A 24,664-nucleotide genomic window follows, 5' to 3' on the forward strand; every position below is an offset into this window, starting at 1 on the left:
ACGGTGCCGTGAGACCACAGCGACGTGAGATCACGGCTCACGGCTGCCCCTGCACCCCGGATCCCCGCACGCCCGACAGGTCCAGCGCCGCCGCCACCCGCGTCGCCACGCTCTCCGCGTACACGGCGTCCGGGCGCTCGAACGCCGGACGGTTCGCCGCCCGCAGGAACGTCAGCACGCCCAGCGTGCGCCCGCGGCTGCGCAGCACCGTGCACAGGGCGTGCACCGCGTCGCGGGGCCACTGCCGCTCCGCCGCCCACGCCTCCGGTCCGCCCTTGCCCCCTCCTGCCTTGCCCCCTCCTGCGCTCGCCCGCACCGAGCCGGTGCGGTCCATCGCCTGCAGGGCCGGATGTCCCTGCGCATAGCGCACCGGGATCCCGGCACCGGCCACGCGCGCGACCGGCCCCGGCGCACCCGAGGGCGTCGCCGCGGCCCGTACGAGCCGTTCGCGCGCGTCCCCGGCCGCCACCACGTCGACCAGGGCGTGATCCGCGAATCCGGCCAGCGCGAAGTCCATCTGCGCCGTCGCCGCCTCCATCGGGTCCTCGCACTCCGCGGCCGCCCGCGCCGCCCGGTGCAGCTGGCTGAACCGGAACCGCAGCCGGTCCGCGTCCTGCTCCGCGAGTTTCGCCTGCGTCACGTCCTGGAACAGCCAACCGACCCCCAGCGGCACCGGCTCCTCCGCCAGCGGCGACGCCAGCCGCAGGAACCCGCTGCGCCAGCACCGCCTGCTGTCCCCCTCGTCCGTCCGCACCGTCACCCACAGCTCGGCGAGCGCCCCCGGCGCCCCCTCCGCGAGCACATGGTGCAGCGCGCCCTCCAGCTCCTCCACGCCCTGCACGATCAGCTCACCGAGCGGTCGCCCCAGCAGCGGCGTCCGCACGCCGGAGCCGAGCATCCGGGCCGCGTGCCCGTTGACGACGGTCGGCCGCAGATCCACGTCCACGAGGACGACGCCCCACGAGGCGTCCTCGAACAGCGCCTCGCTCAGCGCGATCGACCGCTCCAGGTCGATCTGCGCATGCACCTCGCTGAACGCGCAGTACACCCCCGCCGGCTTTCCGTCAGCCCCGCGCACGCCCGCCGACTGCGTCCGTACGAGCACCCGCCCGCCGTCCTTGCGCAGCAGCGCGAACTCGTGCACCTGCCGCCCCGGCGCCTGCATCGCGCCCATCAGCCGCCCCTGCACCTCGTCCGCGTCCGCGGACCGCACCGCCCACCCCGCGAACCCGCGCCGCCCCACGGCCTCCTCCGGCGACCAGCCGAGGATCCGCTCGGCCTCCCGGTTCCAGTGCGTGATCACGCCGTCCGCGTCGAACGCGCACAGTGCCGCGTCCATCCCGTCGAGCAACGCGGCAAGCAGATCCGACCCGGGCCCGACCCGCTCCGGCTCCCGTTCCGGCTCGTCAGGCCCCAGAGCACGGGCGGTCTCACTCCTGGACGCACTCATCCCGGCACCCCCTGCAGGACGTGTACTCACGTGCGGGCGCACGCTCGGCCATTCAACTGGAACGTGATGCAGGACACACGAATTTCCTGGAAATCGTTGCTCCTCGGAAAACCCACCGCGCCTGGCGCCATGGCGGAGCCAACCATCGCCACCGCGGGAGGCGCCGGGGAGCGGGAGGGATCCGCCGGACGGCTCGCGCGCCTAGGGCAGGATGACCACGTGACCGACGCTCTCGACCCCGCCGCCATGCGCGAGCAGTACCGCTCGACCCCGCTGCACGAGGCGGATCTGCCCGCCGAGCCGATGGAACAGTTCGTCCACTGGTTCAAGGACGCCGCGGCCGGACACCTCCACGAGCCGAACGCCATGATCGTCTCCACGGCCACCGCCGAAGGCCGGCCCTCCTCCCGCACGGTGCTGCTCAAGCACTTCGACGACCGCGGCTTCGTCTTCTACACCAACTACACCTCCCGCAAGGGCCGCGAGCTCGACGCCAATCCGTACGTCTCGCTGCTCTTCCCCTGGCATCCGCTCGCCCGCCAGGTCATCGTCAACGGCACGGTGACCCGCGTCGGACGCGACGAGACCGCCGCCTACTTCCGCACCCGCCCGCACGGCTCCCAGCTCGGCGCCTGGGCGAGCGCCCAGTCCTCGGTGATCGCCTCACGGACGGAGCTGCTCCAGCGTTACGAGGAGCTGGCGGCCCGCCACCCGGCAGGCGAGCAGATCCCGGTGCCACCGGAGTGGGGCGGCTACCGGGTCACACCGGAGACGGTCGAGTTCTGGCAGGGGCACGAGAACCGGCTGCACGACCGGCTGCGGTACGTACGGACGGCCGAGGAGCCCTCGGGCTGGCGGGTGGAGCGCCTGTCACCCTGACGGCCGTCACCCGCGACCCGTCACGCGTAGGCCGTGACCCCGTCACCCCGAGACCGCAGCCACCTCACGCCCCCGCTCCAGCGCCGTCTCCACGGCCCCCGGAATGTCCATGACCGGGAACTGCACGTGCCGGACCGTACGCTCCCGGTCCACCACCAGCACCGCCCGCTTCAGCCGCAGCGACTGCCCGGCCCGGAACGTCGGCAGCCGCAGCGCCGCGGCCAGCCGCGTGTCCATGTCCGACAGCAGCGGGAAGGGGACGTCCTCCGCCGCCGCGAACGCCCGCTGCTCGTCCGGAAGCGTCCTGGAACGCAGAAACCCGCGGGCTCTGGTCTCCTCCGAGGAGGAAGCCGGCCGGACGTACCGGCGAGCCCGCGGGTCGGTGACTGCTTGGATTTCGGCAGACGCCTGCCGAGGTGCACGATGTGCGACGACGGGCCGTCAGCCCGCAGTCACCTCACGAGTCCGAAAAGAAATCACTTCCGGATCACCTCCTTTCAGTGTGTACCCCACACTAGGAACCCCCGGACAGCGCCTCAACCCATTTTTGTGCCTCTTTGCGATGGGCGTGCGAATAACCGTCGGCCCGCTGGAGCAACGACAGATACTTGTAGGAAGTGTCGATGCGCCCAGTCGGGGCGGTGACGCTGTGGCGTCCTGTGGCACGAACGGCAACGCGCCCGGACCAGGTGCCCGTCCACTGGCCAGTGGGCACGGTGGCGCGGACGAGGTCGCCGGTGGCGAAGCCATAGTGCTGCTTGCGGCGCGGGCGCTGCAGTCGGGGGAACCCATAGCGGTCGGGCGTGGTGCGAGCGTACGAACCACGCCCCCTTGGAGCCCGGGTCGATCCGTAACTGGACCCCTTCGACTTCTGATGCGGCGTGCGTGCGGTCCTTGACGCGGATGGTGAACGGCGTGTGGCGCGCGACGACGGCGCGGCCTTTGGTGAGGAGTTCGCGTGCACGAGCGGGGTGGCATGGCATGAGCGGGTGTCCGTGCTTGTCGAGCACGAAGACCCTGCTTGTGCCTGTGCCGCCTTCATATGTGTTGCCCTGCGTGGGAACGTCACCGTCCCCGATCTCTGCCTGTACGGCGTGACGCCGACGGGACGTGGTGCTGTTCCCGTCGGTCTCCCCTCGCCCATGTTCCCTGCCGGTGCCCCACGCGGTGGCGGGGTGTCCGTGAGCCGTTTCGTCCCTGCTCCCAGGGGTGTCTGCTCCCACGGATTCCAGAGCGGGCTGCTGAGGAAGCACAGCCTGGTGGGTCTTCTCGCCCGCAGGAAACGTAGTCATCGAAGTAACACCTCCTCGTGATCTCGCGATCGTGATGACTGGGGCTGGTCACTCAGAGTGCTGGGAGCGAGTGACCTCGCTCGTCCGGTAACGCTTTGCGACGCTGGTCATCTCCCTATCGGATCGTGCGACTAGGGACGGATTTAGCGCACGCATGTGTGATCCATGCGGAACTCTCGAACGCGCGAGCGCAGGCAGTGGTACCGCGGAGGCGGAGTTTGCCCGGCACCGAGTGCCGCTAATCCTCCGGGACCGGATCGGCGGACTGTGCCGGATGTCACGCTTCCCCGCATCGTCGGAACCGGCCAAAATCATGCGCTGGGCCACTGTGGCCTTCCTACGACGCGGTTGGGGTGACCACCCCCCGCGCGGGGCATCACCGGGGAGACCGATCCGGTTCGACCACCGGTGCGACCCGAACCGAACTCACGAGGAGCCGCCTCATGTCCGACTTCGTACCCGGACTCGAAGGAGTCGTCGCGTTCGAGACGGAGATCGCCGAACCGGATAAGGAAGGCAGCGCGCTCCGGTACCGCGGCGTCGACATCGAGGATCTCGTCGGTCGTGTGTCGTTCGGGAACGTGTGGGGCCTGCTGGTCGACGGCGCTTTCAACCCCGGTCTGCCGGCCGCAGAGCCGTTTCCCATCCCGGTCCACTCCGGTGACATCCGCGTCGACGTCCAGTCCGCGCTCGCGATGCTCGCGCCCGTGTGGGGCCTGAAACCGCTCCTCGACATCGACGAGGCTCAGGCGCGCGACGACCTCGCGCGGGCCGCCGTGATGGCGCTGTCGTACGTGGCACAGAGTGCCCGCGGGCAGGGCCTTCCGATGGTGCCGCAGCGCGAGATCGACAAGGCGCAGTCGGTCGTCGAGCGGTTCATGATCCGCTGGCGCGGCGAGCCCGACCCGAAGCACGTCAAGGCCGTCGACGCGTACTGGACGTCGGCCGCCGAGCACGGCATGAACGCCTCGACCTTCACCGCCCGCGTCATCGCCTCGACCGGTGCCGATGTGGCGGCAGCCCTGTCCGGCGCGGTCGGCGCCATGTCCGGCCCGCTGCACGGCGGTGCGCCGTCCCGTGTCCTCGGCATGATCGAGGAGATCGAGCGCACCGGCGACGCCACGGCGTACGTGAAGAAGGCCCTCGACAAGGGTGAGCGGCTGATGGGCTTCGGTCACCGTGTGTACCGGGCCGAGGACCCGCGCGCCCGCGTGCTGCGGCGTACGGCGAAGGACCTGGGTGCGCCGCGTTACGAGATCGCGGAGGCGCTGGAGAAGGCCGCGCTGGAGGAGCTGCACAACCGCCGCCCGGACCGGGTCCTGGCGACGAACGTGGAGTTCTGGGCGGCGATCATGCTGGACTTCGCCGAGGTCCCGGCGCACATGTTCACGTCGATGTTCACGTGCGCCCGTACGGCCGGCTGGTCGGCGCACATCCTGGAGCAGAAGCGGACGGGCCGCCTGGTGCGCCCGTCCGCCCGGTACATCGGCCCCGGCTCTCGCGACCCGCGCGAGATCGAGGGCTACGCCGACATCGCGGACAGGGCCTAGCAAGCGCCGTCCGGTTCCGCCCCGCGCCCGGTCGTCCGGTGCCCGGTTACGCCGCCCGATCCACCAGCGCCGCATGGTGGCGGGCGGCCACCAGCGGGTGCGCCCGCAGCTTGCCCTTGAGCTCGTTGCGGCCGTACTCGGCGAACAGCGGGTTGGCCGGGTCCGTGGTGACGCCGGGCGCGTCCGCCGCGTACGGGAACGGCAGCGGCGCGATCCGGGCGTCCAGGCGCGGGTTGTAGAAGAACGGCACGGAGTACCGCTCGGTGGCACCGGGCGGGCTGACCACGCGGTGGTTGGTGGCGAGCAGATAGCCGTTGGTGGCGACTTCGAGAAGCTCGCCGAGGTTGACGACGAACGCGCCGGGCAGCGGCGGTACGTCATGGAAGGCACCGTCCTCGCGCTGCACCTGGAGCCCGCCGATCCGGTCCTGGTGGAGCAGGGTGAGGAAGCCGTAGTCCTTGTGCGCGCCGACGCCCTGGCCCGCCCCGTCCCCCGAGCTGCCGGGCGCGCTTCCCGGATACCGCACCAGCTTGAGGTGCAGGTGCGCGCGGTCGCCGAAGATGTCGTCGTAGAAGTCCGGGGGCGCGCCGATCGCCGCGAGCAGCTCGTGCAGGAGCTTCTCGGCGACCCCGCTGAGCCGGTCGATCCAGGCGAGCGCGGCGGTACGCAGCCCGGGCAGCGCGGCGGGCCACTGGTTGGGGCCCTCCAGCCACCAGTACGCGGGCTCGCCGGGACCGGGGGTGTGTGCGGGCCGCTCCGCCCCGATGTCGAGCTGGTCGCGCCAGTCACGGCTGCCGCCGGTGCGCTCGTCACCGATGCGCGTGTACCCGCGGAAGTGCGGTGAGTTGACGTTGTCGATGGCGAGCCGGTCGGCCTCGGGGAGTGCGAAGAAGTCCCGCATGGCGGTCGTGAGCGCGGTGGTCTCGGCGTCGGTCACGCCGTGCCCGGTCAGCTGGAAGAAACCGACGTCGTGGGCGGCGCTGTGGAGCCGGGCGTGCAGCTCGGCGCGGGCGGCGGGGCCGCGGTCGGCCGCGGAGAGGTCGACGACCGGGAGCTGCGCGTAGTCCTGTGGGTGAGACGGGTGAGACATGGATGCGTCCGCTGTGTCTGGTCCGGTCGCCGGTCCCGGCGATGACCGGGAACTCGTACCGCCGGTGTCCGCCCGGGTGGAGCGGGGGCCGGTGGGCCGGATGGGGTGGGGTGGGGGCTTGCGTCGGAGGTCAGAGAGAGGTCCGACAGCCCATGCTCGTGACGCGGAGGAAGTCCACGTGGCGGCGGCGTACGAGCGGAAGCATGCGGAAAGGGTACGACGCGAACGCGGCACGTGCGGGTGGCCCGGGTCACACCGGGCGGATCCGGGCTGTCAGCCCAGCGCCTGCTCCAGCAGCCGCCCCCACTGGGCCACCACTCTCCCCCGCCGCGCCGCGTCGTCCGTCAGCAGATTCGCCAGGCCCAGCCCCCGGGCCATGTCCAGCAGGCCCTGGACCGTCTCCCGCACCCCCGGCTCCGACTCGTCCGCGCCCAGCAGCTCGACGGCGATCCGGTGGGTCTCGCGGCCGACGCGCGCCTCCAGCTCGGTGACCCGGCCGCGCAATTGCTCCTCGTTGGAGGCGGCGACCCACAGATGCAGGGCGGCGCGGAACAGGGGGCCGGTGTAGAGGTCGACGAGGGCCTGGACCACGGCCGCCCGGTTCTGCACCGGAAGGGCCCGGAGCGCGGAGGAGCGCTCCTCCGCGACGTACTCGACGGCGGCCGTGAACAGGTCCTCCCGGGTCGGGAAGTGGTGCTGTGCCGCGCCCCGGGAGACCCCGGCGCGCTCGGCGACCACCGAGACGGTCGAGCCTGCCCAGCCGCGTTCGGCCAGGCAGGCGACGGCCGCCTCCAGCAGGCGCTGCCGGGTCACCCGGCTGCGGTCCTGCTTCGGAGTGGTCACAACACCCATGCGGGATCCCGTCGTTCGAGAAAGGCGGTCATCCCCTCGCGCGCCTCCGCCGAGGCGAAGAGCGACGCCGAGCGCTGTACGAGATCCTCCGCGTCGCGGTCGAAGGTCTCCCGCACCCTAGCCGTGAGCAGCTGTTTCGTCGCGTCCAGGGCACCCGGTGAGGCCTTGCGGAAGCCGTCGAGCAGGGGCGCGAGAACCGCGTCCACGTCCTCGCCGACCGCCGTCACGAGTCCGATCCGGGCGGCCTCGGCGGCGTCGAAACGCTCACCACCGAGGTAGTAGCGGGCGGCCGCGCGGGGCTCCAGCCGTGGCAGCAGCGGCAGTGAGATCACCGCGGGGGCGACCCCGATCCGCACCTCGGTGAACGCGAAGTCCGACCCCGCCGTCGCGGCCGCGACGTCGCAGGCGCCGACGAGGCCGAGTCCCCCGGCCCGCACGTGCCCCGCCACCCGTGCCACGACCGGCTTGGCCGACTCGACGATCTGCCGGAGCAGCGCGACGAAGGTGTAGGGGTTGGGCGGCTCCTTGAGGTCGGCGCCCGCGCTGAAGGTGCTCCCGGTGTGGGTGAGCACGATCGCCCGTACGGAAGGGTCCTTGCTGCAGGCCGTCAGCGCGTCGGCGAGCTCGCCGACGAGCCGCGCGGACAGCGCGTTGCGGTTCGCCGGCGAGTCCAGGGTCAGCGTCGCGATGCCGCGCTCGCACGCCGTGCCGATCAGTGTCACGTGGTCCCCATCTCCGACTTCTCCGGTGTTCCCTGCGCCTGTTCCGTCTCGCGGTCGCGCAGCTCGCGCCGGAGGATCTTCCCCGACGCGGCCCGCGGCACTCCGCCGATGAACTCGACGCGGCGGACCTTCTTGTACGGGGCGACGCGTTCGGCGACGTACGCCATGACGTCGTCGGCCGAGAGGCCGGTCGCGGCCGTCTGTCGCACGACGTACGCCTTCGGGACCTCGTTGCCGTCGGCGTCGTACACACCGATCACCGCCGCGTCGGCGATGCCCTCGTGGGCGAGGAGCAGGGCTTCCAGCTCGGCCGGGGCGACCTGGAAGCCCTTGTACTTGATGAGCTCCTTGACCCGGTCGACGACGAACAGCCAGCCGTCCTCGTCGACGCGCCCGATGTCGCCGGTGTGCACCCATCCCTCGGCGTCGATCATGTCGGCGGTGGCTTCGGGGCGGCCGAGATACCCCTTCATGACCTGCGGGCCGCGGATCGCGATCTCGCCCTCCTCGCCGGGCTCGACGTCCCGGCCCGGGTCGTCGAGCGAGAGGATCCGCATCTCGGTGTTCGGCAGGAGCTTCCCGACGGTGCCGGGCGGCGGGGTCGCGGCGGACAGCGGCACGACGTGGGTGCCGGGCGACAGCTCGGTCATGCCGTACGCCTGCCGCACCGGCGGCAGCTTCAGCCGCGCCGAGCAGGCCTGGGCCAGCTGGGCGTCGAGCGGGGCGGCGGCGCTGACGATGTACTCCAGCGACGACAGGTCGTACTGCGCGACCGCCGGGTGCTTGGCGAGGGCGAGGACGATCGGCGGGGCGACGTACAGGCCGTTGATGCGGTGCTTCTCTATCGCGGCCAGGAACTGTTCGAGGTCGAAGCGGGACAGCACGACGACGGTGGCGCCGTTGCGCAGTGGGGCGTTCATCAGGGCGGTGAGGCCGTAGATGTGGAAGAACGGCAGCACCGCGAGGATGCGGTCGCCGGGCTTCATCGGGATGAACGGCTCCAGCTGGGCCAGGTTGGTGGCGATGGACCGGTGGGTGAGCATGACGCCCTTCGGGACGCCGGTGGTGCCCGAGGAGTACGGGAGGGCGGCGATGTCCTCGGCCGGGTCGACGGCGATGTCCGGCTCCGGAGCGGTGGAGCCGAGCATGCCGAGGACCGAGCGGTGCCCCTCCGCCTGGTCGCAGACGAAGATCTCCTCGATGCCGCCGACGAGTTCGGCGGCGCGGCGGGCCGTCTCGAGGAGCGGGGAGACGGTGACGATCCAGCGGGCGGAGGAGTCGCGCAGCTGCTTGGCGAACTCCTCCGCCGTGGCGAGCGGATGGACGGTCGTGACGGATGCCCCGGCGCGCGTGGCGGCGTAGAAGACCGTCGGGTAGGCGACCGTGTTGGGGCTGTGCAGGGCGAGGACGTCGCCCTTGCGCACGCCCGCGTCGGCGAGCGCGGCGGCGATACGGCGGTGGAACGTGTCGAGCTGTGCGTACGTGATCGTCATGTCGCCCGCCCCGTCGATGAGCGCGACGGTGTCGCCGTACTCGGTGGCGCGGCCGAGGACGGCGTCGTGGATGGGGAGGGAGACGGCAGGGACGTCCGCGTACTCGCTGGTGATCACCATGGCAGCTGCAGCCCTTCGGCGATGGAGTGGTGGCGCCAGAATCGCCTCTGTCAGTACGACTTGGGGAGACCCAGGGACTGATGGGATACGTAGTTGAGGATCATTTCCCGGCTGACCGGAGCGATCCGGGCGACGCGGGAGGCCGTGATCAGCGCGGCGAGGCCGTACTCGCGGGTGAGGCCGTTGCCGCCGAGGGTGTGCACGGACTGGTCGACGGCCTTCACACAGGCCTCGGCGGCCGCGTACTTGGCCATGTTCGCCGCCTCTCCCGCGCCCAGGTCGTCGCCCGCGTCGTAGAGGGCGGCGGCCTTCTGCATCATCAGGCGGGCGAGCTCCAGCTCGATGTGGGCCTGGGCGAGGGGGTGGGCGATGGCCTGGTGGGCGCCGATGGGGGCCTTCCAGACCTGCCGGGTCCTGGCGTAGTCGACGGCCTGTGCGAGGGCGTAGCGCCCCATGCCGATGGCGAAGGCCGCGGTCATGATCCGCTCCGGGTTGAGCCCGGCGAAGAGCTGGAGCAGGCCCGCGTCCTCGTCGCCGACGAGGGCGTCGGCGGGCAGGGCCACGTCGTCGAGGACGAGCTCGAACTGCTTCTCCTGCGCGTGCAGTTCCATGTCGATCTGCGAGCGGGTGAAGCCGGGGGCGTCGCGCGGGACGATGAACAGGCAGGGCTTGAGCCTGCCGGTGCGCGCGTCTTCCGTCCGTCCGACGACGAGGGTGGCGTCGGCGATGTCGACGCCGGAGACGAAGACCTTGCGGCCGGTGAGCCGCCAGCCGCCGTCCTCGGTCCTGCGGGCCGTGGTGGTGATGCGGTGGGAGTTCGACCCGGCGTCGGGCTCGGTGATGCCGAAGGCCATGGTGCGGCTGCCGTCGGCGAGTCCGGGGAGCCACTGCCGCTTCTGTTCCTCGGTGCCGAAGCGCGCGATGACGACGCCGCAGATGGCGGGCGAGACGATCATCATCAGCAGCGGACAGCCCGAGGCGCCCAGCTCCTCCAGGACGATGGACAGCTCGGCCATGCCGCCGCCACCGCCGCCGTGCTCCTCGGGCAGGTTCACGCCGAGGTAGCCGAGCTTGGCGGCCTCGGCCCACAGCGCCTCTCGGTCGTGGCCGCGGCCGTGCCGGCGCCCGAGCGCGGAGACGGCGGCGCGCAGTGCGATGTGCTCTTCGCTCTCGATGACGCTGTTCATGGGGTGGCGTCCTCCTGTACGGCGGCTGGTGCGGCGGCTTGTACGACGGCGAGAAGGGCACCGACCTCGACCTGGCGGCCGGGGGCGGCGTGGAGCGCGGTGAGCGTGCCGGAGGCGGGAGCGGAGATCCTGTGCTCCATCTTCATCGCCTCCAGCCAGACGAGCGGCTGCCCGGCGGTGACCGCCGACCCGGGGGCCAGGCCCTCGGCGATGCGTACGACGGTCCCTGGCATCGGCGCGAGCAGCGAGCCGGGCTCGTGGCGGTCCGCGGGATCGGGGAAGCGGGGCGCTTCCATGAGGGTGTAGGCGCCTGCGGCCGTGTCGACGTGGACACGGGTGCCGTAGCGGCCGACCCGGAACTCGCGCTGCACACCGCCGACTTCCAGCCGTACGGCGTGCGCGGTCGCATCGAGGACCCGCACGTCCGGAAAGCCTTCGGCCTCCGTGCCGTGGCGGGTGCGGCGGTAGCGCACTTCGTGCTCGCCTTCGCGGCCGAGATACCGCTTGACCTGCGGCTGCGACGGAAGGTTGCGCCAGCCGCCGAGGCGGGCGGTGGCGCTCCCGGCCGTCTGCCGGGCGGCCGCGTCCGCCAGGGCGGCCGCGAGCGCGGCCACTTCCTCGCCGTCCTCGGCAGCGGTCAGCTCCGGCAGATGCCGGTCGTAGAAGCCGGTGTCCATCGCGGCCGAGGCGAACTCGGGGTGCCGCAGGGACCGTACGAGCAGTTCCCGGTTGGTCACGGGCCCGTGCACGCGGGCACGCTCCAGCACACCGGCCAGCTTCCGCACGGCCTCCGCCCGGGTGGGCGCCCAGGCGACGGCCTTGGCCAGCATCGGGTCGTAGTGGACCCCGATGCGGTCGCCGTCCGCGCACCCGGTGTCCAGGCGCACGCCGGAGCCGGCCGGCACGGAGAGGCGGTGCAGCGTGCCGGTCTGCGGGGTCCAGTCGCGGGCCGGGTCCTCGGCGTAGAGGCGGGCCTCGACGGCGTGGCCGTGGGGGGCCGGCGGGGCGGGCGGGAGGGGGGCACCCTCCGCGACCCGGAGCTGCAGGGCGACGAGGTCGATACCGAACACCTCTTCCGTCACCGGGTGTTCGACCTGGAGGCGGGTGTTCATCTCCAGGAAGTGCGCCGTGCCGTCGGCGACCAGGAACTCCACCGTGCCGGCGCCCCGGTAGTCCGTCGCGCGGGCGGCGCGGACGGCCATCTCGCGGAGGGCGGCCGTGAGTTCCGGGCTCAGCCCGGGCGCCGGGGCCTCCTCGACGACCTTCTGGTGACGCCGCTGGAGGGAGCAGTCACGGGTGCCGAGCGCCCAGACCGTGCCGTGCGCGTCCGCGAGGATCTGCACCTCCACATGGCGGCCCTTCTCGACGTACGGCTCGACGAAGACCTCTCCGTCGCCGAAGGCGCTGAGCGCCTCGGCCCGCGCCGCCTCCAGTTCCTCCTTGAGGAAGGCGAGTTCGCGCACGATCCGCATGCCGCGGCCGCCACCGCCCGCTGCCGCCTTGACCAGCACGGGGAGATCGTCCTCGGTGACGTCGGACGCGGCGAGGGGCGTGATGCCCATCAGCTCCTTGGCCCGTGTCTTGGACGCCATCGCCTCGATGGCCTCGGGCGGCGGGCCGATCCACACCAGCCCCGCGTCGATGACGGCACGTGCGAAGCCGGCGTTCTCGGACAGGAATCCGTATCCGGGGTGCACCGCGTCCGCGCCCGCCGCGAGCGCCGCCTTCACGATCAGGTCACCGCGCAGATAGGTCTCGGCGGGGGTGGCGCCGGGGAGGCGTACGGCGGCGTCGGCCTCCCTCGTGTGCAGAGCGTCGGCGTCCGGGTCCGAGTACACCGCGACGGTCGCGATGCCCAGCTCACGGCAGGTGCGGAAGACCCGGCAGGCGATCTCGCCCCGGTTGGCGACGAGTACGGAATGGATCATCAAGGCCTCACATCCTGAAGACGCCGAAGCCGCCGCGCGCGCCTTCGACCGGGGCCGTGTGGAGGGCGGACAGGCACATGCCGAGGACCGTGCGGGTGTCGCGCGGGTCGATGACGCCGTCGTCGTACAGCCGCCCGGACAGGAACATCGGCAGCGACTCGGACTCGATCTGCTGCTCCACCATCGCGCGCAGGGCGGCGTCGGCCTCGTCGTCGTACGGCTGCCCCTTCGCGGCGGCGGACGCGCGGGCGACGATCGACAGGACACCGGCGAGCTGCTGCGGGCCCATGACGGCGGACTTGGCACTGGGCCAGGCGAAGAGGAAGCGCGGGTCGTAGGCCCGTCCGCACATGCCGTAGTGCCCGGCGCCGTACGAGGCGCCCATGAGGACGGTCAGGTGCGGGACCTTCGAGTTCGCCACCGCGTTGATCATCATCGCGCCGTGCTTGATGATGCCGCCCTGTTCGTACTCCTTGCCGACCATGTAGCCGGTGGTGTTGTGGAGGAAGAGGAGCGGGATGTCGCGCTGGTTGGCGAGCTGGATGAACTGGGCCGCCTTCTGCGACTCGGCGCTGAACAGCACGCCCTGCGCGTTGGCGAGCACGCCGACGGGGTAGCCGTGCAGCCGCGCCCAGCCGGTGACCAGGCTCGTCCCGTACAGCGGCTTGAACTCGTCGAAGTCCGAGCCGTCGACGATCCGGGCGATGACCTCGCGCGGGTCGAAGGGGGTCTTGAGGTCCTCGGGAACGATGCCGAGGAGCTCGTCCTCGTCGTACTTCGGCTCCGCCGCGGGGGCGTCCGGATCGCGGTGCGCCTTGCGGTGGTTGAGGCGGGCGACGATCCGGCGGGCGTGGCGGAGGGCGTCGTGCTCGTCGACGGCGTAGTGATCGGCGAGGCCGGAGGTGCGGGCGTGCATCTCGGCGCCGCCGAGGGACTCGTCGTCGCTCTCCTCGCCGGTGGCCATCTTGACGAGCGGCGGGCCGCCGAGGAAGACCTTCGACTGCTCCCTGATCATGACCGTGTGGTCGGACATGCCGGGCACGTACGCCCCGCCTGCGGTGGAATTGCCGAAGACGACGGCGACGGTCGGGATACCGGCGGCGGAGAGCCGGGTGAGGTCACGGAAGAGCGCGCCGCCCGGGATGAAGATCTCCTTCTGGGAGGGCAGATCGGCACCGCCCGACTCGACGAGGCTGATGACCGGGAGGCGGTTGGCGAACGCGATCTCGTTGGCGCGGAGGGCCTTCTTCAGCGTCCAGGGGTTGCTGGCTCCGCCGCGTACGGTCGGGTCGTTGGCGGTGATCAGGCACTCGACGCCCTCGACGGTGCCGATGCCGGTGACGATGGAGGCGCCGACGGGGTAGTCGCTCCCCCACGCGGCGAGCGGCGACAGCTCCAGGAACGGCGTGTCCGGGTCGAGGAGGAGCTCGATCCGCTCGCGGGCGAGCAGCTTGCCGCGCTTCCGGTGCCGGGCGACGTACTTCTCGCCGCCCCCGGCCAGGGCCTTCGCGTGCTCGGCCTCGAGCTGGTCCAGCTTGGCGAGCATCGCGGCGCGGTGGGCGGCGTACTCGGGCGACGTCGTGTCGAGCGTGCTGGGGAGGACGGTCATGGGGTCACCTCCGGTGGGGGTGAGGATGGGCTGTGGGGTTGTACCGGTACCGAGCGGTGGGCCCGCGTGTCCGTCACAGCAGCGCCACCGGCACCTCGACGTGTCGCGACCGGAGCCACTCGCCCAGCGCCTTCGCCTGGGGGTCGAAGCGGGCCTGGGCGGCGACGCCCTCGCCGAGCAGCCCGTTGACGACGAAATTCAGCGCGCGCAGATTCGGCAGGACGTGCCGTACGACCGTCAGTCCGGCGGTCTCCGGGAGGAGGTCGCGGAAGCGGTCGACCGTGAGCTCGTGGGCCAGCCACCGCCACGCCTCGTCCGTCCGGACCCAGACCCCGACGTTCGCGTCCCCGCCCTTGTCACCGCTGCGGGCTCCCGCGACGAGGCCGAGCGGGACGCGGCGCACCGGACCGCCCGCCGGAAGCGGCTCGGGCAGGGGCGGTGCGGCGACGGGCTCCAGCGGCCGCGTACGGCCCGCCGCCGGCACCGGCACCCTCTCCCCGTCCGGCAGCACCGCGACGTGCTCGACCGACGCCGCTTCCACGTACACGGCATCGAACACCCCGTACGGCGTGCCCTTCCCCGGCGGGGCCGTCACATGGAAGCCGGGGTAGCTGCCGAGCGCCAGCTCGATCGCGGCGCCGCTGACGACGCGTCCCACAGCCTCGGCGTCCCTGTCGCGCACCACCAGCCGCAGCAGCGCGCTCGCCGTCTCCTCCGTGTCCGCGTCGGGGCGGTCGGTGCGGGCCAGTTCCCAGCGGACCTCCTCCGGCCGGGACTTGGCATGCGCGAAAGCGTCCTCGATCTGTCCCCGCACCAGCTCCGCCTTGGCCTCCACGTCCAGTCCCGTCAGGACGAACACGACCTCGTTGCGCCAGCCGCCGACCCTCACCAGGCCGGTCTTGAGCGTGGGCGGCGGGGCCTCGCCGCGCACGCCCGCGACACGGACCCGGTCGGGCCCGTCCTGGGTGAGACGTACGGAGTCGAGGCGGGCGGTGACGTCGGGACCTGCGTACCGCGCGCCGCCCGTCTCGTACAGCAGCTGCGCCGTGACCGTGCCGACGTCCACGAACCCGCCGGTGCCGGGGTGCTTCGTGATGACGGACGTGCCGTCGGCGTACAGCTCCGCGAGCGGGAAGCCGGGCCGCCGGAGCCCATGGCCGGTGAAGAAGGCGTAGTTGCCGCCGGTCGCCTGCGTCCCGCACTCCAGCACGTGGCCCGCGACGACCGCGCCCGCGAGCCGGTCGTACGCCTCGGGCCCCCACCCGAACCGCCACTGCGCGGGCCCGGTGACGAGCGCCGCGTCCGTCACCCGTCCGGTGACGACGACGTCGGCGCCGGCGGCGAGGCACGCGGCGATCCCGCCCCCGCCGAGGTACGTGTTCGCCGCGAGCGCGCCGGGGAAGCGGGCGGTGAGGTCGTCGCCCTCGACGTGGGCGACCCGCACGGGCACGCCGACCCGGTCCGCGAGTGCGCGCACCGCCTCCGCGAGGCCCGCCGGGTTGAGCCCGCCGGCGTTGGTGACGATCCGCACCCCGCGCTCGTGGGCGAGCCCGAGGCCCTCCTCCAGCTGCCGCAGAAAGGTCTTGGCGTATCCGAGGCGCGGGTCCTTCGCCCGGTCGCGGCCGAGGATGAGCATGGTCAGCTCGGCGAGGTAGTCGCCGGTGAGGACGTCGAGTCCACCGCCGGTGAGCATCTCGCGCACGGCGTCGAAGCGGTCGCCGTAGAAGCCGGAGGCGTTGCCGATACGAAGCGGCTCCGGAGCCATCCTCACGCCCCCTTCGGTGCGCGGCCCGCACCCGCAGGGCCTGCGAAGGCCTGGGCGATGTCCAGCCACCGGTCGGCGTCCGCGCCCTCCGCCCGTACGGCGAGGTCGGCGCGGTGCGCGCGCTGGGTCACCAGCAGACAGAAGTCCAGCGCGGGGCCGGCGACACTCTGGGCGGCGTCCTCGGGCCCGTACGCCCACAGCTCGCCGTCGGGGCCGGTGAGTTCGACCCGGAACTCCTGCTTCGGCGGTTCGATCCCGCGGACGGTGTAGGCGTAGTCGCGGGCCCGGACACCGATGTGCGCGACATGTCTCAGCCGGGCGGTCGGCTCCCGTACGACGCCGAGCGCGTCGGCGACGTCCTGGCCGTGTGCCCAGGTCTCCATGAGCCGGGCGGTGGCCATCGAGGTGGCGCTCATGGGCGGCCCGTACCAGGGGAAGCGGGATCCCGCGGGCGCGTCGCGCAGGGCCTGCCGGAGCCCGTCGCGGCCGGCCCGCCAGTGGGCGAGCAGCTCGTGCGGCGGCCGGCGGGCGCCGGCTTCGGCGGCACGGTCGACGAAGGTGTCGGGTGCGACGAGGGCCTTCTCGACCTCCTCGGCGAACGCCCCGGGGTTGGTGACGGCGAGCAGCGCGACCTCGTCGGTCCAGGCGAGATGGGCGATCTGGTGGGCGATGGTCCAGCCGGCCGCGGGTGTCGCGGTCTCCCACTGTTCGTCACTCGACTCACCGATGAGGCGGTCGAGTTCCTCGCTCTCTGCGCGCAGGTCGTCGATGACGACCGCGGGGTCGGGCACGGTGCGCTCCCTCCGGGACACGGCGTGGTGTCCGGAGCATGGCACCGCAACCAGAAACAAGCAAGCGCGCTTGCTTTACTTTTTCCGGCCTTCTGTGTGCGCAGGAGCGGCCGACGGCCTCCCCGTCCGCGGAGGGCGGCCGGCAACCGCCGCGTCCACGGGGTCAGTACCAGATCGCGACCTGACGGCCGCGGGCGTCGCGTTGCGGCGGGTCCGGGAGGGAGCGTGCGCGGCGCAGGGCGATCCGGTGTGCGCTCCAGGCAGCGGCCGCCGCGTCCAGCACGTCGTCCGGCGCCACACGTCCCACGTCCCCGAGCCCGTCGGGAATGACGACGCCTGCGGCCTCGAGGAGGGAGCGGCGGGCCATCTGCCCCGCCCAGCTCTTCTTCCGGTGCGGGAGCGACTGCCCGCCCGCCAGTGCCCGGAACGACACTTCGGGGTGCACCTCGAAGAGCCGGTCGCTCCCGGCGTCCGCCAGGCAGCCGTTCGCCTCGCGGAGTTTGACGGCGAGCCCCCAGCTCTGGCGGCTCAGCCCGGTGCCGGTGAGCTCCCGGCATCTGCGGTTCGCGGCCTCGTACTCCTCCTCCTGCCACACCGCGTGCGGAGGCACTCGGAAGACGCTGCTCCGGAGCCGGCCCAGCAAGGCGGCCGCCTCGGTGTCCGCTTGCCGCCACCCCGTGTCGAGGAGCCCCAGGGGCATGTCCACGGCCACGACCCCGAAGTCACCACCGCCACCGGTTACCGGTGCCTCGCGCAGCAGCGAGCGCAGGTCGCTGCTCAGGCGAGCCCCTGCGAACCGGCCGTCACGGAGCTCGACCCCCACCCACCCGGCCGCGCACGCGTCGACGCCCAGGACCGTCACGACCGCCACCATGTCACCCAGCATCCCCGAACGGATCCGTGGCGGGATATCCGTAGTCCCCGTAGAGGCGGACGAAGCGGGCCGCCACGACACCGCCCCTGCGCAGGAGGCCGTGGGCGCCGGCCGTGCGCTCGTACAGCTCGACCTCCTCCTGGCCGCCCGGACCGATCGGCTGGACGAGACGGCCACCGACCCGCAGCTGCCGGACCAGCGGCGGCGGCACCTCCGGGAAGGCGGCGCAGACGACGACGGCGTCGTAGGGGGCGCGGGCGGGCATGCCGAGGGTGCCGTCGCCGACGACGACCTCGACGTTCGCGACGCCGCGGGCGCCGAGATTGGCCCGGGCCTCACGCGCCATGTCCGGCCAGCGCTCGACGCTGACGACGTACGTGGCGAGGCGGGCCAGCAGGGCGGTCTGGAAGCCGTGACCGGTGCCGATCTCCAGGACGCGCTCGCTCCCGGTCAGGCCGAGCGCGGCGATCATCATGGCGACGAGGGAGGGCTGCGTCGTCACCTGACCGTGGCTGATGGGAATCGGCACGTCCGCGTACGCCGAGGCACGGTGAGCGGCGGGGACGAAGGCCGCACGCGGGGTGGACCGCATGGCCTCCAGCAGACGCGCGTCACGGACTCCGGCGGCACGGGCGGCCCTGACCAGGTCCCCAGGGCCCGGACCTTCAGGGCCGTCGGCGCCGGCGCCGGGACCTGGGCCGGGATCGGGCCAGGGATCCGTCATCGTGTCCGCCTCCGTACTGCCGACCGGCGGCTACCGGGCGGCGCGCCCCACCTGTGTCCGTACCGCTCCAATGCTGGCCGCGATGACCAGGGCGATCGCCAGCGCGTCGGCGGCGGACAGGGCCTGGTGCAGCACCAGGAATCCGGCGGTCGCCGCGATCGCGGGCTCCAGGCTCATCAGCACGGCGAAGGTCGACGCGGGCAGCCGGCGCAGGGCCAGGAGCTCCAGCGTGTACGGCAGCACGGACGACATCAGCGCGACCGCGAGCCCGAGCCCGATCGTGGACGGCACGAACAGTTTGCTCCCCGCCTCGACGATGCCGAACGGCAGGCTGAGCACCGCGCCGACCGCCATCGCGAGGGCCAGCCCGTCGGCCTGGGGGAAGCGGCGTCCGGTGCGGGCGCTGAAGACGATGTACGCGGCCCACATCGCGCCCGCCCCGAGGGCGAAGGCGGCACCGACCGGGTCTAGGCGGTCGAAGCCGCCTCCGCTGAGCAGGACGACGCCGGCGAGCGCGAGCCCCGCCCACAGCAGATTGATCAGCCGCCGCGAGACCACGACCGAGAGCGCGAGCGGCCCGAGCACCTCGAGGGTGACGGCGGCGCCGAGCGGAATGCGGTCCGCGGCTTGGTAGAACAGCATGTTCATGGCCGCCATGACGGTGCCGAAGGCGACGACGGTGCCCCAGTCGGCGCGGGAGTGCCCCCGCAGCCGCGGCCGGCAGACCAGCATCAGGACGATGGCGGCAAGCACGAGCCGCAGTGTGACGACGCCGAGCGCTCCCGCGCGGGGCATCAGCAGCACGGCGACGGCGGCACCGAACTGCACCGAGAGCCCGCCCGCGACGACGAGCGCGACCGGCCCGAGGGCGAGGCCGCGCCCTCGTTCGCCCGCGAGGGCGCCGGCGGCCTCGGGCAGCGCGACGGCGGAGGCGGCCGCCTGTTCCGCGCTCGCGCTGCCCATGCCGCTCGCGCTCCGGGACCCGCTCACCGATTCCACCTTCGTCCATCCGACTGAACTGTCGGTCCAAAATACTGCACTGGAAGAGTCTGGTCCACTTCCCTCCCTTCACGCTACGGAACCCCGCGCCGCCCGTGAAATGCCTAATGGGCTGCGATTATGCTCCGCACGCATGAGCATCGAGCTGCGCCATCTCCGCTGCTTTCTCGCCATCGCGGAGGAACGGAGCCTGACCCGGGCCGCCGCCACGCTGCATCGGACCCAGCCGGCCGTCTCCCGTACCCTCGCCGCGCTCGAACGCCACCTGGGCGTCCGGCTCGTCGACCGCTCCACCCACCACCTCGATCTCACCCCCGAGGGCCTGGCCTTCCGTGACAAGGCCGCGACGGCCGTCACCGCCTTCGACGAAGCCCTCGACGCGGTCCGGCTGCACCACCGCCCCCTCCGCCTCGGCCACGCCTGGTCCGCCCTCGGCCCGTACACCACCCCGCTGCTCCGCCGCTGGCAGCAGGAACATCCGGACGTGCCCCTCGAGCTGCTGCGCATCGACGACCGCACGGCGGGCCTGGCCCGCGGCGAGGTCGACGCGGCGGTGCTGCGCGGCCCGGTCGACACCCCGGGCCTCGCGACCGAACTCCTCTTCACCGAGCCCCGGGTCGCGGCGGTCCCGTCCGACGACCCGCTGGCCGCCCGCCCCGCGCTGGCCCTCGCCGACCTGACTCCCGGGACGATCGTCCTCAACACGGTCTCCGGCACCACCACTCCCGCACTGTGGCCGGCCCCCTCCCGGCCGGCCTCGACCCTCACGGTCGCCAACACCGACGACTGGCTCACCGCCATCGCGGCGGGCCGCGGCGCCGGCGTCTCGGCCGCGTCCACGGCCGGGATGCACCCCCACCCGGGCGTCGCCTACCGCCCCCTCACCGACGCCCCGCCGGTCCCGGTCCTCCTCGCCTGGCGCACGACGGCTCCGCATCCGGCGCTGGAGGCGCTGACGGAGCTGGCCCGCGAACTCAGCGCCCGCGGCTGAGGCCGGTCGCGGACAGCCCTGCAGGCACTTCCCGAAGCCCGCACCGCGGGCGCCGACGATCGATCGGGACACCGAATCCCGCCGGCGACGGCTCGTTACCATGGCCCGATGCCGCCGCCCCGACTGATCGCCACCGACCTCGACGGCACGCTCCTGCGCAGCGACGGCACCCTCTCCGCCCGCACCGTGCGCGCGCTGCGTTCCGCCGTCGACACCGGCGCCGAGGTCGTCTTCGTCACGGCCCGCCCGCCGCGGTACGTGGACGTGCTCGCGACCGCCGCCGGACTCGGCGGGACGGCGGTGTGCAGCAACGGCGCGCTGGTGTACGACATCGCGACCCGCACCGTGACCACGTCCCGGACCCTGCCCCTGGCCGTCGCCCGCGATGTGGCCGCCGCACTGTCGACCGCCGCGCCCGGACTGGGCTTCGCCCTGGAGACGGGCCACCAGGTCCTGTACGAACCGGCGTACAGACTGCGTTTCGGCGGAGTCCCTGCAGCCGACCTCGCGGTCTCGTCCCTGGCGGACCTGTGGCTCACAAACGTGCCCATCGTGCAACTACTGGCCCATTCCGCGCGGTTCGACGCGGACAGGCTGCTCGCCATCGCCGAGGACGCCGCGGGCACCGTGGCCCAGTTCACGCACTCCGGCGGTCGCGGACTGCTGGAGATCAGCGCACCGGGCGTGACGAAGGCGGAGACCCTCTCGGCTCTGTGCGGCGAGCGCGGCATCCCGGCCTCCGAGGTCGTCGCCTTCGGCGACATGCCCAACGACCTGACGTTCCTGAACTGGGCCGGCACCGGCTACGCGATGGGCAACGCCCACCCGGCCGTGCTCTCCGCCGTACGCCGGCGCACGGCGTCCAACCAGGAGGACGGCGTCGCCGTGGTCCTGGAACAGCTCTTCGGGAGGGGCTGAGCCAGTCCGGGCGTCCGCGCACGGCCCCGGGTGTTCGCGGTCGAGGCGGTACGTCTCCACCGTCCGGTTGCCGAAGCCGTGCGCCTCGAAGACCGACCGGGACATCGGGTGGTCCTCGTAGTGGCACAGCAGCGCGACGACGCGCACGCCGCCGTCGGCGAGCAGCACGTTCCGTGCCGCGGTGTCCAGAGGCGACCAGGCGTGAGGGCAGGCGGACGCGCGCACGCGCGGATCGGCGTCGGTGACGAGCGAGGTCAACAGGCGCACGGGCAGCCCGGGGAAGTGGGCGGCCTCGGCCCGGAGGCGGGGGTCGGAGCTCGTGGCGAGCTGTTCGGCCGCGTCGTCGGTCAGCTTCACTCGTTTGTCCGCGGCGGCCTCGGCGAGGAGGAGCCGACGCGCGGAACTCGGCACGCCCCATTCCGGGGACAGTCGGTTGCCCCGTCACGATGAGGCTCCGAAGCCTCCGCTCAATCAGGCGTGAACTCGTACCGTAGTTCGTAGAGATGGCCCGCCTTGACCATGACCGTCGCCTCGATGGGGCGCTCATGATTGCTGTAGACGACCCGCAGGGTGCGGAGCACCGGCAAGTTTCCGGGGAGAAGCAGTGCCGTGCATTGTTCCTGCGTTGGCACCCGTGCCGAGACGTGGTCCACGCTGAGACGCGGAGGAAACCCGAGACCGGTCAGCAGTACGGGCGTCCCGCCCTGGATCTTGCGGCGTTCCGTGATGGGGGTGTCATGGGCGATATCCGTCGGGTAGTACGACGCGACGAGTTCGGCCGGCTCGTCGTCGATCGTGAGGAGTTGGCGGCGAAGTACGGCAACGGCCCCTTCGGCGAGGCCGAGCGCGTCCGACACGTCCGCGGGAGGCATGACCTCCGCCACTTCCAGCAGCGTGCTGCGCGCCCGCCTGCCGTTGCGCTCTTCCCGGGCGAGCCACCGGTACAGCTCGCCCGGGCGCGCCGGTGCCATGTACGCGGCGGGGCGCATCGTGCGCTGGCGGTGCTCGCGGACCGTCACTGCAGCTCCTGCGCGTCCGACGACCAGCCGTTCGCTCTTGAGGAGTTGGAGCGCCTTCTGCACGGTCGCGCCCGACGCGTCGAACCGCTCCTTCATCTGCGCCGTGGACGGAAGCCTGGCACCCGGCGCCAGGTCACCGCTCATGATCTCGTCCCGCAGATCGGCAGCGATCCGCTCGTGCAAGGGGCGTCGGTCGGACGCTTCAGCGTCGGTGCGGGGCACGGTCATCCGATCCTGATCTCGTAGCGGAGGCGCTGGCGGTTCGCGGGCATGGTCATCAGATCGGCCTGGATCGGACGGTCACTGCCGTCCAGGGTGAGCCGCGTCAGCCGCAGTACCGGCTCGTCCGGCCCCAAGCGCAACGTCTCGCGCTCCTCGGCTCGGGGCATCCGGGCCGTGACGTCCTCGCATACGCGTACGCCAACGTGCCCCAGTTCGGCAAGCAACGTCACCGCCCCGCCCCGGATCTTGGCCGTACCGGCGAGCCGGGTGCCACGGGCCACCGCGGCCGGGTAGTACGTGTCCGTCAACTCGCAGGGATCACCATCGAGTTCGATCACTCGTCGGCGTACGACGACGGGCTCGCCCTCAGCGACTCCCAACAGTTCGGCCACCTCGGGCGGCGCGGGCACTTCTCCGGCATGGACGATGCGCTGCGCTCCGGAACCTCCCCGAGCAGCAGCCTCCTCACTCCAGGCGTCGGCCTCGCCCCGCCTGCGCGGCGTGAGGTAGGGCAGCGAAGTGCTGACCCAGTCGCTGCTGCTCATGGCGCCTCCCTGACGTCCGACGAACTCCGCGCCGTGCGCTGCTTCGTACCGTAGGCGACTCACTCTAAGTCCCCACCCTTGGGCAAATCTTGCTGCTTTTTGTGAATAGCAGTACGGTCTGCGCGATCGTACAACCTGCTCACCCAAGGTGGTGGCTCACTGTGCCCCTGTCACAGCAACGGCGATTCCCCAGGTCCGCCCGGTCCGTCGGCGCGGCACGCGCGTTCGCCCTCGACACCCTCATCCGGTGGGGCATTGTCGAGCGGCACGACGACGTGCAACTCGCGGTCTCGGAACTCGCCACGAACGCCTTGCGGCACGGCGTCCCGCCTGGACGCGAATTCTGCGTCGGGCTCGCCGTCGATGGCGCCGTGCTGCGTATCCACGTGCGGGACAGCGGGGACGGTCGGCCCGAAGTACAGGCCGCAGACGCGGACGCGTGCGACGGGCGGGGGCTCTTCCTGGTGAAGGAACTGGCCGACGACTTCGGCGTCACAGAGCACATCGTGGGTAAAAGCGTGTGGCTGGACTTCAAACTGGAGCAACCGCACAGCGACGTGCCCTGAATCTGCCGACCGAGCGCCGCGCAGCCCCGCGTCGGGGTTCCTCCTCAAGGACGCATCGGCCGACGAACTCGCGCACGCGGTCAGGGTGGTGGCGGCCGGTGACGCCCTTCTCTCCCCGAACATCACCAAGCGCCTGATCACGGAGTTCTCCCGGACGGCGGGCGCTCCCCGCGCCCCGCTCAAGGACCGCGTCGGCGACCTGACGGAACGCGAGACCGAGGTTCTGTCGCTGATCGCGCAGGGCCTGTCGAACGCCGAGATAGCCGTGCGGCTGGTGGTCGCGGAGCAGACGGTGAAGAGTCATGTGAGCCGGATCCTGGTCAAGCTGGGCCTGCGCGACCGCACCCAGGCGGCGGTCTTCGCGTACGAGACGGGCGTCGTGCGCCCGTCCGGATACTGATCGGAACGGTGGTGTCCCCCGGACAGAGCTTGGGGGAGAGCCTGCCGCAACGTGCAAGGTGTGCAAGGAAGGTGTGCTCAGTCGCGGGGGAACTCGTCGGTGGCGAGGGTGAGGCCGAGAGGGGTGTTGGTGAGGTCGATCTCGGCACCGAAGGCAACGGTCGTCTCGATGACGTAGTCACCGTTCTTGGGCTGGGTGTAGACGTGGCACTTACCGACGTACGGGTCGGCGATGAGATAGACCAGTACCTCGGCGGCGGCGTAGGCGGTCTTCTTCCGTCCGTAGTCGTTGGCGGCGGTGTCCTTGGAGATCACCTCGGCGATGAATTCGACATCCTGGTGACGCCAGCGTCCCTTGTGGTCTTTCTCCGCGCCTTCTCGGAGCTTCGCCACATCCGGGCAGAATCCGTTCAGGTGCCCGGGAAAGTCGATGCGCACGTCCGACTTGACCTTCACGCTCATGCCGAACCTGTCCTCCAGAGCTCGGACGATCCGGCGGATGATCTCCCAGTGCGCATCCCGCTGCGGCGACATGTGGACGGCCCCCTCGACGATCTCGACCTTGTATCCCTCGGGGACGGGCATCCGCTCGAGCGACTCGAACAGGTCGTCCAGAGTCAGCTCGTCGTTCTCGTCGGCCATGTCGATCCTGTCGGTCTCTACGACGGTCATCCTGGCG

23 protein-coding genes and 1 pseudogene are annotated in these 24,664 nt (G+C 72.1%); 6 read left to right on the top strand and 18 right to left on the bottom strand.

Annotation, left to right across the window (positions count from 1 at the left end; all coding sequences use genetic code 11):
• Nucleotides 1–37: 37 nt before the first annotated feature.
• A complete protein-coding gene (locus ABT078_RS13335; protein WP_351227008.1) occupies nucleotides 38–1,450 on the bottom strand; it encodes a PAS domain-containing protein in 1,413 nt (470 codons plus the stop codon).
• Between the two features lie 219 nt (nucleotides 1,451–1,669).
• Here ABT078_RS13335 and pdxH point away from each other — a divergent pair, with 219 nt between their 5' ends.
• Nucleotides 1,670–2,329, top strand: coding sequence for a pyridoxamine 5'-phosphate oxidase (gene pdxH, locus ABT078_RS13340; protein ID WP_351227010.1), 660 nt, complete (start codon nucleotides 1,670–1,672; stop codon nucleotides 2,327–2,329).
• A gap of 42 nt (nucleotides 2,330–2,371) precedes the next feature.
• On the opposite strand, the gene ABT078_RS13345 is transcribed toward pdxH, so the two are convergent.
• Both ABT078_RS13345 and ABT078_RS13350 read right to left on the bottom strand, forming a co-directional pair.
• Nucleotides 2,372–2,566 carry a hypothetical protein gene (locus ABT078_RS13345; RefSeq protein WP_502981212.1) on the bottom strand — a complete coding sequence of 65 codons (195 nt, stop codon included), beginning with the start codon at nucleotides 2,564–2,566 and terminating at the stop codon, nucleotides 2,372–2,374.
• Nucleotides 2,567–2,865: 299 nt separating this feature from the next.
• The gene (locus ABT078_RS13350; RefSeq protein WP_351227012.1) at nucleotides 2,866–3,621 is read right to left on the bottom strand and encodes an RRXRR domain-containing protein; all 756 of its coding nucleotides are present in this window, start codon (nucleotides 3,619–3,621) and stop codon (nucleotides 2,866–2,868) included.
• 443 nt (nucleotides 3,622–4,064) lie between these two features.
• On the opposite strand from ABT078_RS13350, the gene ABT078_RS13355 reads away from it, so the two are divergent.
• The gene (locus ABT078_RS13355; RefSeq protein WP_351227014.1) at nucleotides 4,065–5,171 is read left to right on the top strand and encodes a citrate synthase 2; all 1,107 of its coding nucleotides are present in this window, start codon (nucleotides 4,065–4,067) and stop codon (nucleotides 5,169–5,171) included.
• 46 nt (nucleotides 5,172–5,217) lie between these two features.
• Here ABT078_RS13355 and ABT078_RS13360 read toward each other — a convergent pair whose 3' ends face one another.
• From ABT078_RS13360 to ABT078_RS13415, 12 genes are all read right to left on the bottom strand, one after another.
• Nucleotides 5,218–6,261: an isopenicillin N synthase family dioxygenase gene (locus ABT078_RS13360; protein WP_351227016.1), complete on the bottom strand. Its 1,044-nt coding sequence runs from the start codon at nucleotides 6,259–6,261 to the stop codon at nucleotides 5,218–5,220.
• A 273-nt stretch (nucleotides 6,262–6,534) separates the two neighbouring features.
• On the bottom strand, nucleotides 6,535–7,113 hold the full coding sequence (locus tag ABT078_RS13365; protein ID WP_351227018.1) for a TetR/AcrR family transcriptional regulator: 579 nt from the start codon (nucleotides 7,111–7,113) through the stop codon (nucleotides 6,535–6,537).
• Nucleotides 7,101–7,835 carry an enoyl-CoA hydratase family protein gene (locus tag ABT078_RS13370; protein ID WP_351227020.1) on the bottom strand — a complete coding sequence of 245 codons (735 nt, stop codon included), beginning with the start codon at nucleotides 7,833–7,835 and terminating at the stop codon, nucleotides 7,101–7,103. Before ABT078_RS13370 ends, ABT078_RS13365 begins: the two co-directional genes overlap by 13 nt.
• Nucleotides 7,832–9,448 carry a 4-coumarate--CoA ligase family protein gene (locus ABT078_RS13375; protein ID WP_351227022.1) on the bottom strand — a complete coding sequence of 539 codons (1,617 nt, stop codon included), beginning with the start codon at nucleotides 9,446–9,448 and terminating at the stop codon, nucleotides 7,832–7,834. Before ABT078_RS13375 ends, ABT078_RS13370 begins: the two co-directional genes overlap by 4 nt.
• 50 nt (nucleotides 9,449–9,498) lie before the next feature.
• Nucleotides 9,499–10,635, bottom strand: coding sequence for an acyl-CoA dehydrogenase family protein (locus ABT078_RS13380; RefSeq protein WP_351227024.1), 1,137 nt, complete (start codon nucleotides 10,633–10,635; stop codon nucleotides 9,499–9,501).
• The gene (locus ABT078_RS13385; RefSeq protein WP_351227026.1) at nucleotides 10,632–12,563 is read right to left on the bottom strand and encodes an ATP-binding protein; all 1,932 of its coding nucleotides are present in this window, start codon (nucleotides 12,561–12,563) and stop codon (nucleotides 10,632–10,634) included. The genes ABT078_RS13380 and ABT078_RS13385 overlap by 4 nt, the downstream gene beginning before the upstream one ends.
• Before the next feature lie 7 nt (nucleotides 12,564–12,570).
• Nucleotides 12,571–14,172, bottom strand: a complete 1,602-nt coding sequence (locus ABT078_RS13390) for an acyl-CoA carboxylase subunit beta (RefSeq protein WP_351227028.1) — start codon at nucleotides 14,170–14,172, stop codon at nucleotides 12,571–12,573.
• Nucleotides 14,173–14,245: 73 nt separating this feature from the next.
• Nucleotides 14,246–15,937, bottom strand: coding sequence for an acyclic terpene utilization AtuA family protein (locus ABT078_RS13395; RefSeq protein ID WP_351227030.1), 1,692 nt, complete (start codon nucleotides 15,935–15,937; stop codon nucleotides 14,246–14,248).
• Nucleotides 15,938–15,939: 2 nt separating this feature from the next.
• Nucleotides 15,940–16,728: a TIGR03084 family metal-binding protein gene (locus ABT078_RS13400; RefSeq protein ID WP_351227032.1), complete on the bottom strand. Its 789-nt coding sequence runs from the start codon at nucleotides 16,726–16,728 to the stop codon at nucleotides 15,940–15,942.
• 163 nt (nucleotides 16,729–16,891) lie between these two features.
• Nucleotides 16,892–17,602, bottom strand: a complete 711-nt coding sequence (locus ABT078_RS13405) for a DUF429 domain-containing protein (RefSeq protein WP_351227034.1) — start codon at nucleotides 17,600–17,602, stop codon at nucleotides 16,892–16,894.
• 1 nt (nucleotide 17,603) lies between these two features.
• Nucleotides 17,604–18,326: a protein-L-isoaspartate(D-aspartate) O-methyltransferase gene (locus ABT078_RS13410; protein ID WP_351227036.1), complete on the bottom strand. Its 723-nt coding sequence runs from the start codon at nucleotides 18,324–18,326 to the stop codon at nucleotides 17,604–17,606.
• A 30-nt stretch (nucleotides 18,327–18,356) separates the two neighbouring features.
• On the bottom strand, nucleotides 18,357–19,289 hold the full coding sequence (locus ABT078_RS13415) for an EamA family transporter (protein ID WP_351227131.1): 933 nt from the start codon (nucleotides 19,287–19,289) through the stop codon (nucleotides 18,357–18,359).
• 169 nt (nucleotides 19,290–19,458) lie between these two features.
• On the opposite strand from ABT078_RS13415, the gene ABT078_RS13420 reads away from it, so the two are divergent.
• Nucleotides 19,459–20,316 (top strand): LysR family transcriptional regulator, encoded by an 858-nt coding sequence (locus ABT078_RS13420; RefSeq protein WP_351227037.1) that lies wholly within the window; start codon nucleotides 19,459–19,461, stop codon nucleotides 20,314–20,316.
• 108 nt (nucleotides 20,317–20,424) lie between these two features.
• The gene (locus tag ABT078_RS13425; RefSeq protein ID WP_351227039.1) at nucleotides 20,425–21,234 is read left to right on the top strand and encodes a Cof-type HAD-IIB family hydrolase; all 810 of its coding nucleotides are present in this window, start codon (nucleotides 20,425–20,427) and stop codon (nucleotides 21,232–21,234) included.
• Nucleotides 21,235–21,701: 467 nt separating this feature from the next.
• Here the strand turns inward: ABT078_RS13425 and ABT078_RS13430 are convergent, their stop codons facing one another.
• Both ABT078_RS13430 and ABT078_RS13435 read right to left on the bottom strand, forming a co-directional pair.
• Nucleotides 21,702–22,481, bottom strand: a complete 780-nt coding sequence (locus tag ABT078_RS13430; RefSeq protein ID WP_351227041.1) for a GntR family transcriptional regulator — start codon at nucleotides 22,479–22,481, stop codon at nucleotides 21,702–21,704.
• Nucleotides 22,478–23,020 carry a GntR family transcriptional regulator gene (locus tag ABT078_RS13435; RefSeq protein ID WP_351227043.1) on the bottom strand — a complete coding sequence of 181 codons (543 nt, stop codon included), beginning with the start codon at nucleotides 23,018–23,020 and terminating at the stop codon, nucleotides 22,478–22,480. Before ABT078_RS13435 ends, ABT078_RS13430 begins: the two co-directional genes overlap by 4 nt.
• Before the next feature lie 161 nt (nucleotides 23,021–23,181).
• On the opposite strand from ABT078_RS13435, the gene ABT078_RS13440 reads away from it, so the two are divergent.
• The gene (locus tag ABT078_RS13440) at nucleotides 23,182–23,586 is read left to right on the top strand and encodes an ATP-binding protein (RefSeq protein ID WP_351227045.1); all 405 of its coding nucleotides are present in this window, start codon (nucleotides 23,182–23,184) and stop codon (nucleotides 23,584–23,586) included.
• A 13-nt stretch (nucleotides 23,587–23,599) separates the two neighbouring features.
• A pseudogene (locus tag ABT078_RS13445) lies at nucleotides 23,600–23,986 on the top strand (LuxR C-terminal-related transcriptional regulator); the annotation flags it as partial.
• Nucleotides 23,987–24,063: 77 nt separating this feature from the next.
• On the opposite strand, the gene ABT078_RS13450 reads toward ABT078_RS13445, so the two are convergent.
• Entirely contained in the window at nucleotides 24,064–24,657 is a 594-nt protein-coding gene (locus ABT078_RS13450) for a Uma2 family endonuclease (protein WP_351227047.1), read from the bottom strand.
• Nucleotides 24,658–24,664: the final 7 nt, after the last annotated feature.

This window comes from Streptomyces sp. NPDC002133 (assembly GCF_040296405.1).
Lineage (GTDB): Bacteria > Actinomycetota > Actinomycetes > Streptomycetales > Streptomycetaceae > Streptomyces.